General features: G+C 53.9%; 12 protein-coding genes. 3 read left to right on the forward strand and 9 right to left on the reverse strand.

Translation table 11 applies throughout. The annotated features are described in order from the left end of the window. Positions 1-7: 7 nt before the first annotated feature. Both HNV11_RS23285 and HNV11_RS23290 read right to left on the reverse strand, forming a co-directional pair. Positions 8-1585: a hypothetical protein gene (locus HNV11_RS23285; RefSeq protein WP_171741941.1), complete on the reverse strand. Its 1578-nt coding sequence runs from the start codon at positions 1583-1585 to the stop codon at positions 8-10. Continuing rightward, on the reverse strand, positions 1578-2168 hold the full coding sequence (locus HNV11_RS23290) for an RNA polymerase sigma factor (protein ID WP_171741942.1): 591 nt from the start codon (positions 2166-2168) through the stop codon (positions 1578-1580). Before HNV11_RS23290 ends, HNV11_RS23285 begins: the two co-directional genes overlap by 8 nt. A gap of 143 nt (positions 2169-2311) precedes the next feature. On the opposite strand from HNV11_RS23290, the gene HNV11_RS23295 reads away from it, so the two are divergent. From HNV11_RS23295 to HNV11_RS23305, 3 genes are all read left to right on the forward strand, one after another. Continuing rightward, the gene (locus tag HNV11_RS23295; protein WP_171741943.1) at positions 2312-3184 is read left to right on the forward strand and encodes a sugar phosphate isomerase/epimerase family protein; all 873 of its coding nucleotides are present in this window, start codon (positions 2312-2314) and stop codon (positions 3182-3184) included. 87 nt (positions 3185-3271) lie between these two features. Beyond that, positions 3272-6355 carry a PVC-type heme-binding CxxCH protein gene (locus HNV11_RS23300; RefSeq protein WP_171741944.1) on the forward strand — a complete coding sequence of 1028 codons (3084 nt, stop codon included), beginning with the start codon at positions 3272-3274 and terminating at the stop codon, positions 6353-6355. 126 nt (positions 6356-6481) lie between these two features. Further along, on the forward strand, positions 6482-12883 hold the full coding sequence (locus HNV11_RS23305; RefSeq protein WP_171741945.1) for an alpha-2-macroglobulin family protein: 6402 nt from the start codon (positions 6482-6484) through the stop codon (positions 12881-12883). A gap of 71 nt (positions 12884-12954) precedes the next feature. Here the strand turns inward: HNV11_RS23305 and HNV11_RS23310 are convergent, their stop codons facing one another. The 7 genes from HNV11_RS23310 to trpD form a co-directional block, all read right to left on the reverse strand. Next, entirely contained in the window at positions 12955-13290 is a 336-nt protein-coding gene (locus HNV11_RS23310; RefSeq protein WP_171741946.1) for a phage holin family protein, read from the reverse strand. A gap of 80 nt (positions 13291-13370) precedes the next feature. Beyond that, positions 13371-13979: a bifunctional phosphoribosyl-AMP cyclohydrolase/phosphoribosyl-ATP diphosphatase HisIE gene (gene hisIE / locus HNV11_RS23315; protein ID WP_171741947.1), complete on the reverse strand. Its 609-nt coding sequence runs from the start codon at positions 13977-13979 to the stop codon at positions 13371-13373. A gap of 17 nt (positions 13980-13996) precedes the next feature. After that, positions 13997-14788 carry a tryptophan synthase subunit alpha gene (gene trpA / locus HNV11_RS23320; protein WP_171741948.1) on the reverse strand — a complete coding sequence of 264 codons (792 nt, stop codon included), beginning with the start codon at positions 14786-14788 and terminating at the stop codon, positions 13997-13999. 37 nt (positions 14789-14825) lie between these two features. Further along, positions 14826-16025, reverse strand: a complete 1200-nt coding sequence (gene trpB / locus HNV11_RS23325; RefSeq protein ID WP_171741949.1) for a tryptophan synthase subunit beta — start codon at positions 16023-16025, stop codon at positions 14826-14828. A 164-nt stretch (positions 16026-16189) separates the two neighbouring features. After that, on the reverse strand, positions 16190-16834 hold the full coding sequence (locus tag HNV11_RS23330) for a phosphoribosylanthranilate isomerase (protein WP_171741950.1): 645 nt from the start codon (positions 16832-16834) through the stop codon (positions 16190-16192). Positions 16835-16846: 12 nt separating this feature from the next. After that, positions 16847-17653 (reverse strand): indole-3-glycerol phosphate synthase TrpC, encoded by an 807-nt coding sequence (gene trpC / locus HNV11_RS23335; protein WP_171741951.1) that lies wholly within the window; start codon positions 17651-17653, stop codon positions 16847-16849. An 86-nt stretch (positions 17654-17739) separates the two neighbouring features. Next, entirely contained in the window at positions 17740-18726 is a 987-nt protein-coding gene (trpD, locus tag HNV11_RS23340) for an anthranilate phosphoribosyltransferase (protein WP_171741952.1), read from the reverse strand. Between the last annotated feature and the right edge of the window lie 48 nt (positions 18727-18774).

Genomic DNA, 18774 nt, shown 5'->3' on the forward strand with positions numbered 1-18774 from the left:
GTACGGTCTAAAAGTGATAGTCAAGGCCAAAACTCATACCCGCCGACGTTGGCTGGCTCCGCACCTGCGCGTTCGGCCGCGTGCCTGACCCTAATGTCGGCTGATAAAGACCCGCCAGCGAAGCCGACCACCGACGCGAAGGGCGGTAGCGGAACCGGGCGCCCATAGAGGCAGCCCACGATACGGGTCGGTAAATACCGTCGCCGGGCGTAACCACCAGCTCATCACCAACGGTATTCCGAACAAAAATATTTGTTAACAAACCACCCAGTAGCGCTAGTCCTAGCCGTTTGCGGGGCCGTAGCTGATAGCCCACCTGAAAGGGAACCTGCACGTATTGAAAGTCGTTTGTCAGCGACTGCCGCGTTTGTGCGTTGTAGTTCTGGATAACGTTTCGATCGTTTGGAGCCAGATTGCCGTACATGGACGAAGGACTGTTGCTGGCCAGATTATTCGTTGAACTTTGCCGGAGCACACTGACGTAAAGATTCTCGGCGGCTGCCGGGTTGTTTGCTACTGCCTGAATGCTGGCAAACTGGGTCTGCGTCGGACTTTCGACCGTAGAGTGGCCGGCCAGATAACCAATGCCCGATTCAACCGACCAGTGTTCCGTCAGTTGAACGCCTGCGCCAGCCTGGTAAGCTACGGAGAAGTTTGGCCGACTGTTGACCGAAGGTTGAGCCATTGGCGCGGCATTTGAAACAAATGAGTTAGCCATTACCGATTGCGCCGGACGTAACGCTACGGATGGGTTAAAAGCGCCTGGCATCATACTCACCGAGGCCCATAATTCCCGGCTTTCGCGCTTCAGTTGACTCATTTCCGGTTCAATATCCAGCTCTGCGGGACGGAACCAGACAATCCGGTTGATTGGTCGTGGCTCACGCAGGTGCAGAGGAAGGTGTGCCAGTTGGTTAACTGTCAGCTCGCCTTGCTGATCAAAGTGTCTCATACCTGAAGTTGCCGACGCCGTACTAAACGCAATCGATGACATTCGGCTATCCGCCGGGAGCTTCGTCGCCAGTTGCGGTTCATTTGCGTATGATGCGGTCGCAGCCCTGCTAACAGGGTGGGCTTTATCAGCCGCAAGAGTGGCTATCTGCGAGCTAAACTCACCCGTTGGCGTAAAGACCGGGGCAGTTGTCGCCGAATGATTACGCTTAGCAGACGACTGGTCGATAGATTTAACTTTCTTATTAGCTGCCGCAATCCTATCCGTGTTCTGTTCCTGAACCGCCTGTTCGGACGCGTTTGTAGTTGGTTCCGTCGCCCGAGCTGGAGACGCGGCCATACGTTCAGTTTGATTGGCTGGGCGGTTCTGAGCTATAGACCGGCTGGGTGATTCCGGACTCATAACCCACCAGCCCACCAGCAGCAACGCCAGCGCAGCGGCCACTCCGACGCCCCATACCCACGGTCGGGACGAGGCCAGCCCCGTACCCCATAATGGCAGAATGCGTGGTCCATTGGACTCATCTAACCGACGCTCGACGGCATCCCACACGCGGGGCGGGGGCGTCTCGGCGGCCTCCTCAAAGGCTTTCTGCCAGAAATCGTCCGGTATGTTTTGCTCAAGCTCACTCATTTCGTAGTCGTTGTTCGTATGAATAGTTGGCTGCGATCCGTCCGTCCGCAGTACGACTATCCGATTGTAATTTTTGTTGCAGCAGACCCCGTGCCCGGGCATACTGCGATTTTGATGTCCCCTCGGCGATGTCGAGCATCTCGGCTATCTCCAGGTGATTATAGCCTTCAATGGCATACAGGTTAAACACCGTTCGGCAACCCGGCGGCAGTTCCTGAATCAGTTGCAGCAGGTACTGATAGTTCAGCGTGGGCAGGCTTTCATCTGCCTGCGGCAGCACCGGACCCAACTCCTGTACGTCGGCTGTGTGCTCCCACGGCTTCTGTTTACGTAAATGTTTCAGGGCCGTGTTGATCACAATGCGTTTCAGCCAGGCTTCAAGAGGACACTCGAATCGAAACGATTCGATGTGCCGGTAAATCTTTACGAACGAATCCTGCAGAACGTCTTCGGCTTCGTCAGGATCACGAACGTATCGTTTGCAGACCACAAAGAGCTTCCCGGCAAACCGCTCGTAGAGCTGTCGCTGCACAATCCGATCCCCTCGTCGGCATCCTTCGACTAATGCGTATTCATCCTGCATATCAACGTTGACAGAAAAAAGACCCTTCCATAAGGGAAACGGTTGGAAACGAGGTAAAAAATTTTCGAAAAGCCCTTTCCTACGGTAAAGATTAGTATTTTTTCTACCTGTAGTTTTGATAAACCGTCATTAGGTATTTATATATGAATCGTCGCGATGCGCTACGCTATTCATTGGGGACCGGTTTAGCCGTACTGTCTTATCCGGCACAGGCGGCTATTAACAACCGGGAATGGCTTAGTTTAAAGAGCCGGTTCAGGATTGGTGCCTGCGATTGGTCTATTGGGCCTGCGGGCGATAGCAACGCCTTTGCGGTGGCTAAACAGATTGGCCTCGACGGTGTGCAGGTAAGTCTGAACACACGAACTGACACCGAACATCTGCGCCGGGCGACTATGCAACAGCAGGTTAAACAGGCGGCTCAGCGGGCTGGCGTTGCCATCAGCGGACTGGCTATCGGTTTACTAAACGAAATCCCTTACAAATCTGATCCGCGCACCGAAGCCTGGGTAGCCGACAGTGTCGACGTCGCCAAGGCGTTGGGCGTAAAAAACGTTTTACTGGCATTTTTCTCGAACAACGACCTTCGAAATGACCCTAAAGGCACGCAGGTGGTCATTGACCGGCTGAAGATGGTAGCGCCCAAAGCCGAAAAAGCCGGCGTAGTATTGGGCATCGAGTCGTGGCTTTCGGCGCCAGAGCATGTGGCCATTCTGGACGCCGTTGGCTCTCCGGCCGTAAAAGTTTATTATGACGTCTGCAACTCAACGGTCATGGGATACGACATCTTCAAGGAAATCCGGGCGTTGGGTAAAGACCGTATCTGTGAGGTTCACCTGAAAGAAAACGGCCACTTACTGGGCAAAGGCGACGTAGATTTAGTGGAAGTTCGGCAGGCGTTAGACGACATTGGGTATGAGGGCTGGCTGCAGCTGGAAGGAGCGGTGCCCGCCGGAAAGCCCATGCTGGAAAGTTATATTGAGAACAACCGGACCGTTCGGGCGATATTTGGTTGAAATTCCCCGGTCTCGATTTATAAAATCGGGGCCAGACTTGAAATTTCTGGCTCCGGGCTAAGGCACCGGAGCAATTAAAAAGACACGATGAGAACAACCTTTTCTTTTTCTGCTTTTCCGCTGGTGTTAACAACCGGCTTTGTGCTTCTGGCTGCGCAGGTCATGCAACCCGTAAAGCAGGACATTCGGTCGGCTCCGGCGGATGAACCGATGCGGCAGCATAGCGCCGTGGTAGGTAATGATTCGACCCGGCTGTATTTACCCGACGACCTCGAAGCCACGCTTTGGGCCGAGGCCCCCATGTTTTATAACCCAACCAACATGGATATTGACGTACGGGGGCGGGTCTGGATTACCGAAGCGGTCAATTACCGCAAGTTCAACAACAAACCCGAAGAGCGGCTGAACCACCCCGAAGGCGAACGTATTGTGATTCTGCAGGATACGAACGGCGACGGTAAAGCTGACGACAGCAAGGTCTTTGTAACTGACCCAGATCTGGTTTCGCCCCTTGGTATTGCCGTTGTTGGCAATAAGGTGATTGTGTCATGTTCGCCCAATCTGGTCGTGTATACGGACGAAAACGGCGATGATAAACCCGACCGGAAAGAGGTTATGCTAACCGGCTTTGGCGGGTTAGACCACGATCATGCCCTTCATGCGGTCGTTGTCGGGCCGGATGGTAAATACTACTTCAACACGGGCAATGCCGGCCCGCACGTTGTGACGGACAAAGATGGCTGGACGCTCCGGTCGGGTAGCCTGTACGTTGGTGGAACCCCTCATAACAAAATCAATCACGGCAATCAGGTCAGCGACGATGGGCGCGTCTGGACGGGTGGTATGGCGCTACGCATCAATCCGGACGGCTCCCGGCTGAAGGTGATGGCGCATAATTTCCGCAACAACTACGAAACCGCGCTCGACTCGTACGGAAATATGTGGCAGAACGACAATGACGATCAGGTTGTTGCCTGTCGCACGAGCTGGCTGATGGAAGGCGCCAATGCCGGGTACTTTAGCAGCGATGGCACCCGCTACTGGCAGGCCGACCAGCGCCCCGGACAGACGATTCCAACCGCCCACTGGCACCAGGACGATCCGGGCGTTTTACCAGTTGGTGACATCACCGGCGCGGGTTCGCCCACGGGTATTGTTGTTTACGAAGGTGATGAACTGGGGCCGCAGTACCGGGGCATGTTACTGAGCGCCGAAGCGGGCCGGAACGTAATCTTTGGGTATAAACCCGAGCCGTGGGGCGCGGGTTACCGACTGCCCCGCACGGATCTCATCAGTACCTTTCCAAAGGTTGATGAGAACTACAAATGGAACGACATTGACAGCGATACCCGTAAGTGGTTCCGGCCGAGCGACGTAGCAGTTGGTACAGATGGCGCGCTGTACATTGCCGACTGGTATGATCCGGTTGTGGGTGGCCATCAGATGCAGGACCGTAAAGGCTATGGCCGCATTTACCGCATTACGCCCAAAGGAAAACGGCTCCGGTCGCCCCGAATCGACCTGAACACAACCGCCGGACAGATGGCCGCCTTTCTTAGCCCGGCTGTTAACGTTCGGGCGCTGGGCTTTGAAGCCTTGAAAGAGCAGGGTGAAAAAGTTATCGAACCGGTAATGGCCTTGCTGTCGTCACCGAATCCATATCACCGGGCGCGGGCTATCTTCCTGCTGGCTCACCTGGGTGCCGAAGGGCAATTTGAGGTAGAGCGATTGCTGAAAGCCAGCGACGCGCCCGTACGTATTACGGCCTTGAGAGCTCTGCGGAGCATCACTCCCGAAAATTCAAAGTCAAATCCGGGCCTGACAGCCTCGCAGAAAGCGTTATTGCCCTTGCTGGGTAATCTGGCTACTGATCCCAATGCAGCCGTTCGGCGCGAAGTGGCCGTGGCTCTGCGCGACATTCCTTACGCCGATTGCCGGTTCATGCTGCTGAACCTGGTGAAGGGTTACGACGGGCAGGACCGTTATTACCTGACCGCACTTGGTGAGGCTGCTGATGGCAAGGAAGAAGCTTTATTTGCGGACCTCCGCCCTACCCTGCCCGCCGACCCCCTGAAGTGGGATCAGCGAACGGCTAATCTCATCTGGGAACTACACCCGCCCTCAGCGGTGAGCCTGCTAAAAAAGCGCGCCGAGGCATCGACGCTCTCAGCGGATGCCCGGCGGCAAGCCGTGGTTGCATTAGGCTTTATCAAAAGTCAGGCCGCTGCTCAGGCAATGATGGATCTGGTCAAATCAGACAATGGGTCGATTGCGGAGCAGGCCAAGTACTGGACTGGCTTCCGGCGGGGCAACGACTGGGCAACCCTTGTGAAGTGGGAAGAGGTAATGCCCACAAAAGTGTCGGCTGAGGAGCAGAAGATGCTGGCCAAGCGGCAGATTCTGCTGGATGAGTATAAGAGCGATTCCGAAAAACGTAAAGTCGCCATTGAAATGTCGCGGGATGTAGAGGGGGCCAAATTGCTGATCGGGTTAGCGGCTGATGATAAGCTATCGGAAGATTTGATTAAAGCGGCCGGTCCCGGTATACGCACCAATACGGACCAGACTGTTCGGACGATGGGCAAAGAATACTTTCCCTGGAAGCCTAAACCTGAACCGACAACCACTACCGTTACAACCACAAGCACTCCGACCGAAGCCCCTACGGTAGCATCAACCGTAGCGTCAACCGACACCAAAGCGCCGGTTGTGCCCTCCAGCAGCACGAACGTTGATGCTGCAGTTGCGCAGATTGCGGCCCTAACCGGTAATCAACAAAAAGGAATGAGCGTGTTTAAGGCCAGTTGCACAACCTGTCACCGATACGGGCAGCAGGGAAACGATATTGGCCCCGATTTGACGATGATTCACCAGAAGTTTGATAAGAATAGCCTGCTCGATGCCATTGTGCATCCCAGCGCGGGCCTTGCGTTTGGATACGAACCCTGGCTGGTGACGACAAAAAGCGGTCAGGCTTATTACGGCTTACTCGTTAGCGACAACGCACAGGCGCTGGTGATAAAAGGCGTAACGGGCCAGAAACACACTATCCCGGCAGATAATGTGAACACCCGTCGGCAGTACAAGAAAAGCCTGATGCCGGAGCCTTCATCCATGGGCCTGAGCCAGCAGCAAATCGCTGATCTGGCGGCTTATTTATTGAAGCAATAGCAAAACAATGAGTGGTTAGCCCCGACTTCCGGCCGGAAGTCGGGGCTTTCTTTTTGTGGAAAACTAAACCCTTGCGCATCGAAAGAGGTCAATGAACTAGTGATTGCCTGACTTACCCACCCCACTATGCTGCGCTTATTCGCTCTTGCCCTGTTAATAGTTATTCTGCCTCTCTCTTCTCTGGCGCAGAATCGTCGGCCGGATAAGGAGTTCTCTGATTACGCCCGCGACTGGCAACGAGCCGATTCGCTGGCTGCCAAAGGCTTGCCTAAATCGGCACTGGCGATTGTGAACCATATTTATGTCGAAGCGAAAACGGCGCGCAATTATCCGCAGGTTGCCAAGGCGGCTATGCACCGGGTAATCTTCCGAAGTTATTCCGACGAAGATGCTTATGTAGAGCTGGTTCGTTCCTTACAGGCTGATATACAGGACACCCCAGAACCAGCTAAATCTGTGCTGCAATCAGTGCTGGCAGACGTCTACTGGCAATATTTCCAGCAAAATCGCTACAAGTTTTATGACCGGGCCACCATAGGGCAGCCATCTGGCAATTCGAACGAAGCCGACTTCCGGACCTGGGATGCGCATCGGCTGATTGAAACGATTACGGGAACGTATCTGGCCTCTATTGAGCAGCAGGCTCTGCTCCAGAAAACGCCGATTTCCGCGTATGACGCGCTTCTGGACAAGGGCGACCCCGATGCCCGGCTCCTTCGGCCAACGTTGTTTGATTTACTGGCGCACCGGACTATTTCCTTTTTTCAAAACACCGAGCCTGATCTGCTGAAGCCCATTTTTCGATTTGAACTCGATCAGCCGGATTACCTCAGAGGGCCCGCTGTTTTTGCCAATCTTTCCATACAGAGCCGTGATTCGCTGTCAGGCCGGTATCAGGCGTTACGGCTCTATCAGCAACTGCTGGCATTTCACCTGACCGATACCGACCCGACGGCTCTGGCCGATGCTGATGTGCTGCGGCTGGCGTTTGTGCATGGCTACAGCGTTGTGCCGGAAAAAGATTCATTATACCGCCAGACGTTAACGGCCCAGATGACCAGATACAAAAACCAAACCGCAGAAGCTATTTATGGGTATCAACTGGCCTACTTTATGGCCAGTGATAACAGGTTATTCCAACGAGTTGAAGAGCCATTTGCGCTGGGTAGCGCAGATACTGCCCAAACCCGCTGGAACCGTAAACAGGCGGCTGACATCTGTCGGGATCTGATAAAACGCTACCCGAAAACACTTCCCGGCCAGCAGGCTGCACAGTTGTTGAACCGGCTATTACAGCCGACTTATTCGCTCCAGATAGAGCCGGTAAATGCGCCCGGCCAGCCATTTCGGGCACTCGTGACGTACCAGAATATCGGTCAGATTCGCTACCGGATTCTGCGTCAGTCGATACAGGCGCTTACGGCCGAACAGAATCAATCTGGTACCGAAGACCAACGTAAACAGATTATCAAAAACTGGCTCAGGCAGCTAGCCATCGCAGAAGGATCAGTCACCTTACCTAATGACGGCGATCTCTATCAGCATTCAGTTGAGATGCCGCTTGCGGGCCTTCCCGTTGGTCAATACGTATTGTTGACAACAGACAGCACATTTGGCAATGAAAAGGTTCAGTATGTAGCGTTTAGCATTTCCTCGATTAGTTATGCCTTGACGAATACCCGACCTGACAACTCACGTCAGTCGCTGTTTGTCGTAAACCGGCGAACGGGTGAACCGCTATCCGACGCGTCGGTTGCCTTACTGGTTGTAAAAGGGCAGACAGCAGGCCCCCCATCTGCACGCTATCAGACAGACGATAACGGTCAGGTTAACGTGCCCGCCAATGCACTTCCGGACCAAACCAGCTTTTATTACCTCATCAGCCGGGGGGCCGACTCGTTGCTTTCCGATCCGCAATACAACTACAACTATCGTGGGAATACCAGCGAGGAGCCAGTCGGGACGTACACCAAACTCTTCACCGACCGGGCAATCTACCGGCCCGGCCAGCCCATTTACGTTAAAGGGCTGGTTTACGAAGGAAAGGCTAACCAGTTTAACGTAAAACCCAGCCAGGACGAGACAATCGAACTGCTCGATCAGTATGGCGAACGGGTTTCTCAGGTAACCGTGCGAACCAACGAATTCGGTACGTATAGTACCAGCTTTACAGCACCCGTAGGACGGCTAACGGGCCTGATGACCATCCAGACCAGCCACGGCAGCACAACCGTTCGGGTTGAAGAATACAAACGCCCAACGTTCGAGGTTACGATCAAGCCTATTCAGCAATCATTCCGCCTGGAACAGACCGTTACGCTCTCGGCGCAGGTAAAAACGTTTGCCGGGGCTGTGGTTGATGAAGGACAGGTACGGTTCCGGGTCGTTCGAAGATACCGACCGCGCTGGGACTGGTGGTCTATCCGTCAGCCCCGGTACAGGTCAGAAACCGAAATCACGAATGGCGTGGCGCAAACCGACGCGCAGGGCAACGTAAGTCTGTCGTTTCCTGCCCTGCCCGACCGTCAGATTGCTCGTCAGACCAATCCGATCTTCGACTTCATTATAACGATTGACGTAACCGACCGGGCGGGCGAAACTCGTAGCGCCACCCGGACGCTGGGAATCGGCTATTCGGCTCTTCAGATTGAACTGGCGATTCCAGCCCAGATCGAGAAAAGTCAGCCGGCTGACAGCGCAGTCGTTACGTTTCCGGTACGAATCACGAATCAGTCAGGTGAAAACGTATCTGCCAAAGGCTTGTTAACAATTTACCGGCTTCAACCTCCATCATATCCCCTGCGTAGTCGGCTCTGGGAGCGTCCGGATCGTCAGTTACTAAGCGAAGCGGAGTTTAAGCGGCTGTTTCCCAACGACCTTTACGCCAACGAACTGGACCCGCGTGCGTGGCCAAAAATCAATCGCGTGCAGCAGCAGACGCTAACCTATCCCACCGATTCGCTATTTAAGCCTAACCTGACGCAGTACGCTCCGGGCGAATACGTCGCGGAGATGACTGCTACCAGCTCGACCGGCGATACGATCCGTGAACAGGCATTTTTCTCGGCCATTGACGGGGCGCAACCCATTGCCTCTGCCCGCGCCGACGGCTGGGTGCAGGCGCGGAAGGCCACGGCTGAACCGGGTGGAGAAGCTGTTTTCTGGGTCGGTAACAACCAGCCCGGCTGGGTTTTAATGACGGTGGAAGAACAGCATAAAATCAAACGGCAGGAGTGGCTAAAAACCGATGGTAAACCCCGGCGGGTAGCTTTTTCGGTAACTGAAAGTCAGCGGGGTGGGTTTGCGGTGCATTTTCTGATGATGCAGAACGGACGACTGTACCAGAAATCGCAGGTGATTACGGTTCCATTCACGAATAAGCAGTTGACGATTGAAACCCAGACGTTCCGCAATAAACTCAGGCCCGGCCAGCAGGAAACCTGGACGCTAACAATTGCTGGCCTGAACCAGACACCCGCCGAACTGGTAGCTACTCTTTACGACGCATCGCTGGATGCCTTCGCCCGGCTCGATTGGCCAACGACTATTTACGAGCCGTATCGGCCATCAGGAAACAGTTGGCATTACGTAGGGCTTTATAGCCGGCAAAGCAATCCTCTGGTTTACCGCTACCGGCCTGAGCCCCCCGCTCCTGTCCGCCAGTACGATCAGCTAAGCTGGGGCAACTATCGGTTTACGCCCTACGGTGGTCCTTTGTTTCGACGTAACCGCGTTTCGGATCAGGCTTTGCGCGTAATGGTTCAGCGAAAAGGGAAGCGCTTGTTTGGTATTGTAAAAAACAGGGGTGGATCAGGCGTATCGGGCGTTAGTATCTTCCTGAAAGGCACTACTACCGGGGTGAGTACAGATACAAAGGGAACGTTTTCGCTCCCGGCAGCATCGGATAGTAAATCCGTCGTGCTGGTCTTTTCGCTGATTGGCTATAGAACAAACGAAATAACAGTTAGCCAGAAAACCATCAGCTTCCGAATGCAGCCCGACAGGCAGGCGTTGGAAGAGGAGGTTGCCGTTCAATACAGTGCTGCTCCATCCAAACAGGCTATGATGAGCGCGAGGGTTTCCAAACGGGAAGCAGGGGGCGGAGGTGCCGCTCAGGCTGCTGATGCAGAAGCTACAACGGAATTGCCTGAGGCTATTGCTGCCGAAAATACTAACTCGGCTAATCCATCAACCGACGGACTCATAAACCCACGTCGGAATTTCAACGAAACGGCCTTTTTCTTCCCGCAGCTCCGAACAGATGAGCAGGGCCGCGTGGTTTTGACGTTCACCATGCCGGAAGCTCTCACGCGCTGGCGACTGCTGGCGTTTGCCCACACAAAAGACCTGAAAACCGGAACCTTTGAGCGCGAGATTATTACGCAGAAAGAACTCATGATTACGGCCAATGCCCCGCGCTTCGTTCGGGAGGGGGACACCATCCGGCTCGCGGCCCGCGTAAACAACCTGACCGGGAAGGCTTTATCTGGCTCGGCTACTCTTGAGCTGGTGGATGCGCTGACGGGTGAGCCGATGAATAGTAGACTGCCTCATTCGGCATCTCCCCTCTCCATTACTATGGCGGGTGGCCAGAGCCAGTCGGTTGCCTGGACGCTGGTTGTTCCAGCGGGTCTTGAAGCCGTTACGTGTCGTCTGACGACCCGGTCGGGCAGCTTCACCGATGGCGAAGAGTTTACGATTCCCGTCCTGCCAAACCGGGTGCTTATAACTGATACGCAGCCGTTCTGGGTGAATGGTTCAAATTCAGCAGAAACGAAGACATTCAAGCTGAAAGAACTCGCGAATCTTACGCCGGAACTGCCTGTTCAGCACGAACGGCTAACGGTAGAGGTAACCAGCAATCCGGCTTGGTACGCCCTGCAGGCGCTTCCTTATCTGATGGAGTACCGCTACGAATGCGCCGAACAACTGTTCAGCCGCTTGTACGCCAACAGCCTGGCGGCTCATATAGTTGGAAGTCAGCCCGCGTTCAGGCAGGTAATTGACGAATGGAAACGAAAATCGCCCCGGAACCCGCTTCAGTCTAACGAAGAACTAAAAGCCGTTACGCTGGAAAACTCACCCTGGCTGGCCGAAGCGCGTTCCGAAGCCGAACGGCAGGCGCAGTTGGGTCAGTTGCTCGATCAAAACCGCATGACCGATGAACAACAGCGGACGTTCTATAGACTCAAGCAGTTGCAGACCGAAAACGGTGCGTTTCGCTGGTTCGGCGGCATGACTCCAGACTTGTCTATGACCCTGCATATTCTGAGTGGGTTTGGGCATCTGCAAAAGTTGGGGGTTCGCTTTCCTGACGCGATGCAGACGCAACTAAACGAAATGCTGGCCAGCGCAATTCGCTATTCCGACGCGGAGGTAAAAGAGTGGATTACGCAGCAACAGCAAAAAAGTAAGACGAGCGGTGAACGACCATTTACAGAAACGCAGTACCTCTACGCGCGTAGCTTCTATCCGAAGCAGCCGATGGACAAAGACGTGCTGGCGTATCTGAAACAACGCGTAAGCAATAACTGGCTGAAACAGAGCTTGCAGGGTCAGGCCCTAGCCGCGCTGGCGTTGGCTCGTTTAGGCGATGCAAAAACGGCCAACCAAATCCTGGCTTCGTTACGTGAGCGGGCGCGGGAATCAGAGGAAATGGGTATGTACTGGCCCGATAACCAGTCGGGGCTATTCTGGTACCAGGCCCCTATCGAAACGCAGGCATACCTGATGGAAGCGTTCAATGAGATTGCTCAGGATCAGGCCACTATCGATAAGATGAAACGCTGGTTAATACGTCAGAAACAAACGCAGTCCTGGGGCTCAACAAAAGCTACGACAGAAGCCGTATATGCGTTGCTGTTGCGGGGCAGCGACTGGCTCAGCACAAAATCTACCGCACAGGTTAGTTTAGGCGGTCAGTCCATTGAGAGCCGGGCCATGAAAACCGAAGCCATTACGGGTTATCAGAAAGTAACCTATGCCGCCAGTGAGATCAAGCCGGAGATGGGCCTTATCCAGATCACGAAGAGAACAGAAGGCCTGGCCTGGGGCGCGTTATACTGGCAGCATTTTGAACCCCTGGATCGGGTTATGCCGGGCAGTGCGGGTCTATCGGTTCAGAAAGAACTGTTTATACAGCAGCACTCACCCGGTGGGCCGGTTAGTTCGCCCGTTACGTCGCAAACTTATTTGAAACCCGGCGATCTGATCAAAGTTCGGCTGGTGCTGAAAACCGATCGCGCGATGGAATACGTCCATCTGAAAGACGGTCGTGCATCGGGTTTTGAGCCGGTGAGCGCCCTGTCGGGGTACAAGTTTCAGAACGGCCTTGGTTACTATGAATCGCCCCGCGACGCATCGACGGACTTTTTTCTGAGCTATCTGCCGATAGGAACCCACGTGTTTGAATATAATCTTCGGGTCGCTCAGACCGGCGATTTCTCGGCGGGTGTTGCTACGGTGCAATGCTTCTACGCGCCGGAGTTTTCAGCGCATTCAGCCGGTGGGCGCGTGCAGGTAAGGTGATTAGTATAAAAAACAGTAAAGCCTGCCAGCGCGTAAACCGACTGGCAGGCTTTGTTATGATGTAGTATCAACTAGACAATCGCATCAATCAGGGCGGTCACAATAGCCACCACAATACTGAAAAGTAAAGCGGAGATGAACCCACTAACGGCAAAACCCGGTATCAGATAGGCTGTCAGATACACCATTAGAACGTTGATAACCAGCAGAAACAGGCCCAACGTCAGAATCGTGATCGGAATGGTTAGTATCGTCAGAATCGGCTTAATGAACGCATTTAAAAAACCCAGCACAATGGCTACGATTAAATAAGTGCCGACACCACCGGTTACGGAGATGCCGGGGATAAACACGCTAGCGACGTAAACGGCCACTGCGCTGATAAGAATTCGGATAATCAGGCCCATGAATTGATAGAGGTTTGGTGAGAAATGCGGCTCAGACCTTGCTGCAAGGCCAGCAACACTGAACAAACCTCAAACCCGAGCTATTGTTTTTGATGACGGCTCTGCAATACCGTCACAATATCGTCCAGGCTCATGTTTTTCTGTTCCAGCAGGACCAGGAAATGAAACAGCAAATCGGCCGCTTCCCCCTTGAACAGATCGTCGTTACTGTCTTTGGCCTCGATGACCAGCTCAACAGCTTCCTCCCCTACTTTCTGAGCAATCTTATTAACGCCCCGGTTAAACAGGGTCGTTGTGTAGGACTTTTCCGAGGGGTTGACCTTGCGGTCGTGAATAATGCTTTGCAGATAATTCAGGAACTGACCTTTTCCCTGATTGACTTCCTCAAAACACGTATCTGCGCCCGTATGACAAACGGGCCCGGCTGGGTTCGTTTTAATCAGCAGCGTATCGCCGTCGCAATCCACCAGAATTTCCCGAACGTGCAGAAAGTTATTAGAGGTTTCGCCTTTGGTCCATAACCGCTGCTTGCTCCGGCTGAAAAACGTTACGATCTGCTCATCGACAGTTTTGTCATAAGCTTCGCGGTTCATATAGCCCAGCATCAGAACTTTACCGGTTTCGGCGTCCTGAATTACAGCGGGAATGAGTCCGTCGGGGGATTTATCGAAATTAATCTCGGAATTCATGCTGCAAAGGTACGCCGTCAGGACCGAATCGTCTGCACAAACGACTGGATGCTCTCGGCCGAAGTGCCGTGGTCCTGTAAATGCCGGATAAACGCACTACCTACAATCGCGCCGTTGGCGTACTGACAGGCCGTATCGAAGGTTTCGTGGTTATTGATGCCAAAGCCAATCAGGCGCGGGTTACGTAGATTCATCGCCTGAATGCGCTCAAAATACGCTCGCATTGGATCGCTGATACCTTTTGTTGAGCCGGTAATACTCGCCGATGACACCATATAGATAAACCCATCCGACTCCTGATCAATCAGCCGGATGCGGCTCTCTGCCGTTTGGGGCGTAATGAGATTTACGTTCAGGATACCATACTGACGAAAAATCGGCGCGTACTCATCGAGAAATAAATCCAGCGGCAGGTCGGGCAGGATAACCCCATCCACACCAACCGACTGGCACATCCGGCAAAAATTCTCGACACCGTACTGCAGAACCGGGTTGATGTATCCCATCAGCAGTATCGGAACGGTGATTTCCTGACGACAGTTGGCTAACTGGGCAAAGAGCGTTTTCAGCGACATCCCGTTGTCCAGTGCCCGTCCGTTGCTTAGCTGGATCGTTTCGCCGTCGGCAACGGGATCTGAGTAAGGCATTCCAATTTCGACCAGATCAACGCCAGTCGCCTGCAAACCGCGCAGAACAGGCATTGTATCGTCGAGATTTGGAAAGCCAGCCGTGAAATAAACGCTGAGCAACCGGTCGCTTTTCTGCGAAAACAGGTCAGTGATGCGGTTTTGGGTGAGTTCCTGGGTCATGGTATGCAGCGAGAACCTACTGTTCGCGAAATGACGGCTACAAATGCTTTGAATACGTACTTAGGTCTTTATCGCCCCGGCCCGATAAGCAGACAACCACAACATCGTTGGCCTGCAGATTCATTTTGTGTAAAGCGGCCAGGGCATGGGCTGACTCAAGGGCAGGAATAATGCCTTCGAGCTTGCTAAGCCTGAAACCGGCCTCCAGCGCTTCGTCGTCGGTGATGGCGTAGAAGTCGCCCCGGCCGGAGTCGAACAGATGCGCGTGGAGCGGGCCAATGCCAGGGTAATCGAGACCAGCCGAGATGGAGTACGGTTCGGTTACCTGACCATCGTCGGTCTGCATCAGAATCGTGCGACTGCCGTGCAGAACGCCCGGCTTACCCAGCGCGGTTGTGGCGGCCGAGTGTCCCGTCGTTACGCCCTGTCCGGCGGCTTCGGCGGCAACCAGACGGACCAATGGCTCGTGCAGAAAATGGTAAAACGCACCAGCGGCATTACTGCCACCGCCGACACAGGCGACGACGTAATCCGGATTTTCGCGGCCAATTTTCGTTAACAGTTGTTTCCTGACCTCTTCCGAGATGACTGATTGAAAGCGGGCGACCATGTCGGGATACGGGTGCGGCCCGACTACCGATCCAATAATGTAGTGCGTATCGACCGGGTTATTTATCCAGTGACGCATGGCCTCGTTCGTCGCGTCTTTAAGCGTCTGACTGCCCGACGTTGCCGGAACGACCGTCGCGCCAAGCATCCGCATCCGGTCGACGTTGGGTTTCTGGCGTTCCATGTCGATACTGCCCATGTAAACGATGCACTCCAGGCCCATCAGAGCGCAGACCGTCGCGGTTGCTACCCCATGCTGACCGGCCCCGGTTTCGGCCACGATGCGCTTTTTACCAAGCCGTTGCGCCACCAGAATCTGACCGATGGTGTTGTTTACCTTATGCGCACCGGTGTGGCAAAGGTCTTCCCGTTTCAGATAAATCGTTGCACCGAGTTCAGCCGACAGGCGTTTAGCCAGAAACAGAGGGGTTGGGCGCCCAACGTAATCTTCGAGTAGCTGCCAGAACTCGGCCTGAAAGGCAGGATCGGCTATGATCTGCAGATAGTTCTGACGGAGCTCCTCTACGTTTGGGTAAAGCATCTCCGGAATGAAGGCTCCGCCAAAGCGGCCATAAAAACCTTTATCGTTTACCTCAAAGGAGGTCTGGGGTTCGAGCGTGGTTGCCATAAAATTCAAAGGCTTAACTTAACGCAGCTCCGGGCAGATAGCGGTTTCGGACAAAGCTTATCGCTGCTCCAGTCGCGCTGTTGCTGACGCTTATGTGTTGTTTACTGTGGTTTTGTTCGTACCTGCTCAACGCAGCGGATCAACGGGTAATTGTCGGCCGGCGTTTAGACGGTTTCTTCCGCTTCTACCGGTCGCAGCCGGTCAATTAACTCTTTCACCTTCGCAACGTCTTTTACACCCGGCGCCGTTTCGACCTGGCTGTTGACGTCAACACCGTATAACTTCATCCCTTTCAGCTTCGTCAGTTGATCGAGATTATTCAGACCGATGCCACCACTGATGAAAAACGGTTTTTCATTGTCGTAACGGCTCAGAATACTCCAGTCAAACGTTACGCCATTGCCGCCTGGCTGATCGCCTTTGGCGTCGAACAGAAAGAAGTCGCACTGCGCCTTGAAGTTGTTGAGCATCGAAAAGTTGAATGACTCATCGACCCGGAACGCCTTGATGATATTGATACCGCGGTTACGCAGGCTGCGGCAGTATTCCGGGGTTTCATTCCCGTGAAGCTGTACGTACTGAAAATCGTATTTCTTTACGCTGCGCAGAATAAACTCCGGGCTGGCGTTTACGAACACCCCTACTTTGCGAATCGAACGAGGCAATGACTTTACCACTTCTGCATCCAGGTCTTCGCCCACAAACCGGGGCGACTGATCATAGAAAATAAACCCGATAAAGTCGGGACCCAGGGCGGCAACCTCTTTGAGATTGTCGGCATCACGCATACCGCACACTTTAATTTTCATGGCTATACAAAGTTAGATGGGTAAAGGCGTTGTGTTGTACTGAGCAACCAGCTCAGCCAGGGCAGCCGCCGGATCAGACGTTTTCATAAATGCTTCGCCAATCAGAAAGCCATCGAAACCCGCCCGAAACAGGGTACGCATCGTAGCTGCATCGTGCAGACCGCTTTCCGTGATTTTAGCGAATGTGTCCGGAATCCGCTCAATTAGCCGCAGCGAAGTTTCGATTGACGTCTCAAAGGTTTTCAGGTTACGGTTATTAACCCCTACCAGGTCGACGGTATGCGTTAGCGTCTGGTCGAGTTCATGCTCGTCGTGTACTTCGAGCAGCACCTGCAATCCCAGATTTTGGGCCTCCTGACTCAGGTCGGCTACTTCAGCGGGTGTCAGGCAGGCTGCAATCAGCAGCACCAGGTCGGCTCCCCAGGCTTTCGCTTCGAGGAGTTGATAAGCATCAATGACAAAATCCTTGCGGAGAATAGGCGTTGATGGATTGGCCTGCCGGGCAGCCTGCAAATCGGCCGGTGTTCCGCCGAAGAAAGGCTCATCGGTGAGTACCGACAGCACAGCCGCGCCGGCCCGAACGTAACCCTGCGTAGTTTCAGCCACACCTGCGCGGTCATTAATAACGCCTTTGGAAGGCGACCGACGCTTGAATTCGGCAATAATACCGGTTGAATTCAGGTCCTGAATGGCGTCCCGCGCCGACAGGGGCACCCGCCTGAAGTCGGGCATTTGCTCCAGTACCGACACCGGGGTTTCGGTTTTACGCTGGGCTACTTCTATTCGCTTCTGAGCAACTATTTGATCAAGAATCGTCATTCGCTTTGTGTCATTGGCTGTCGTTTATCGTCACGGTTTGTCATTAAACAAATGACCTACTGACTATAACAATCCTAAATGACGTTTTAGGCAATCAACTTCTTAAAACATGCCAGAGCCCGCTTGCTTTCCAGCGACTCACGAGCCAGGGCTACTGCTTCCTCCCGCGTTTCGGCCTTCCCGGCAGCCAGCAAGGCCATCGCTGAGTTAGCCAGAACCGCCTGTTTTTGAGCTGGGGTTGCCGCGTCGTTCAGCACATTCATAAAAATCTGTGCGGACTCGTCCAGCGTTTGTCCACCCGCCAGCGATTCGGCTGTTAAGGTAGTCATTCCCAGTTGCTCGGGTTCCAGTATCTGTTCGGTCTGGTTGCTAATCACCTTGAACGCGCCCGTCAGAGAGATCTCATCATAGCCGTCCATCGCGTGCAGGATCATAAACCGCTTATCGGTTTGCTGATAAAGGTACGCATATAAACGGGCTAATTCAAGACTGAACACCCCAACGAGCTGCTTTTGGGGCTTTGCCGGGTTGATCATCGGTCCGAGTACGTTAAAAAACGTTTTGACGCCGAGGTCTTTCCGGATGGGCGCTACGTTCTTCATGGCCGGGTGGAACAGGGGCGCGTGCAGAAAACAGATGCTTGCCGTTTCCATCTTACGCTGCAACTCACCCACGTCGTTCGTGAACTTATAGCCCAGGTGTTCCATGATCGTCGAAGACCCAACCAGCGACGAAACGCCGTGGTTGCCGTGCTTGGCGACCCGCTGCCCGGCACCTGCTACCACAAACGACGACAGCGTTGAGATATTAAACGTGTCTTTGCCGTCGCCACCGGTGCCGCAAAGGTCCATCGGGTCGTAAGCCCCGAGATCAACCGGCAGGCAGAGTTCCAGCATGGCGTCGCGGAAGCCCTCGAGTTCTTCCAGACGCAGGCTGCGCATCATGTAGACCGTCAGAAAAGACGCGATCTGCGCGGAGTTATATTCACCGCGACCAATACCAATCAGCGTTTGCCGCGCTTCTTCCTTGGTCAGGTGCTTGTATTCAAACAGGTGGTTCAGTATTGCTTTCATGTTCAAAGAGCGAATGAGCGGAAGAGTGAACGGTCGGTACTTGGGCTG

This window comes from Spirosoma taeanense (genome assembly GCF_013127955.1).
Lineage (GTDB): Bacteria > Bacteroidota > Bacteroidia > Cytophagales > Spirosomataceae > Spirosoma > Spirosoma taeanense.

Excerpts from the sequence above, each read along its gene's own strand:
- HNV11_RS23285 (WP_171741941.1), bottom strand. The coding sequence starts at position 1,585 with ATGAGTGAGCTTGAGCAAAACATACCGGACGATTTCTGGCAGAAAGCC.
- HNV11_RS23290 (WP_171741942.1), bottom strand. The coding sequence starts at position 2,168 with ATGCAGGATGAATACGCATTAGTCGAAGGATGCCGACGAGGGGATCGG.
- HNV11_RS23295 (WP_171741943.1), top strand. The coding sequence starts at position 2,312 with ATGAATCGTCGCGATGCGCTACGCTATTCATTGGGGACCGGTTTAGCC.
- HNV11_RS23300 (WP_171741944.1), top strand. The coding sequence starts at position 3,272 with ATGAGAACAACCTTTTCTTTTTCTGCTTTTCCGCTGGTGTTAACAACC.
- HNV11_RS23305 (WP_171741945.1), top strand. The coding sequence starts at position 6,482 with ATGCTGCGCTTATTCGCTCTTGCCCTGTTAATAGTTATTCTGCCTCTC.
- HNV11_RS23310 (WP_171741946.1), bottom strand. The coding sequence starts at position 13,290 with ATGGGCCTGATTATCCGAATTCTTATCAGCGCAGTGGCCGTTTACGTC.
- hisIE (WP_171741947.1), bottom strand. The coding sequence starts at position 13,979 with ATGAATTCCGAGATTAATTTCGATAAATCCCCCGACGGACTCATTCCC.
- trpA (WP_171741948.1), bottom strand. The coding sequence starts at position 14,788 with ATGACCCAGGAACTCACCCAAAACCGCATCACTGACCTGTTTTCGCAG.
- trpB (WP_171741949.1), bottom strand. The coding sequence starts at position 16,025 with ATGGCAACCACGCTCGAACCCCAGACCTCCTTTGAGGTAAACGATAAA.
- HNV11_RS23330 (WP_171741950.1), bottom strand. The coding sequence starts at position 16,834 with ATGAAAATTAAAGTGTGCGGTATGCGTGATGCCGACAATCTCAAAGAG.
- trpC (WP_171741951.1), bottom strand. The coding sequence starts at position 17,653 with ATGACGATTCTTGATCAAATAGTTGCTCAGAAGCGAATAGAAGTAGCC.
- trpD (WP_171741952.1), bottom strand. The coding sequence starts at position 18,726 with ATGAAAGCAATACTGAACCACCTGTTTGAATACAAGCACCTGACCAAG.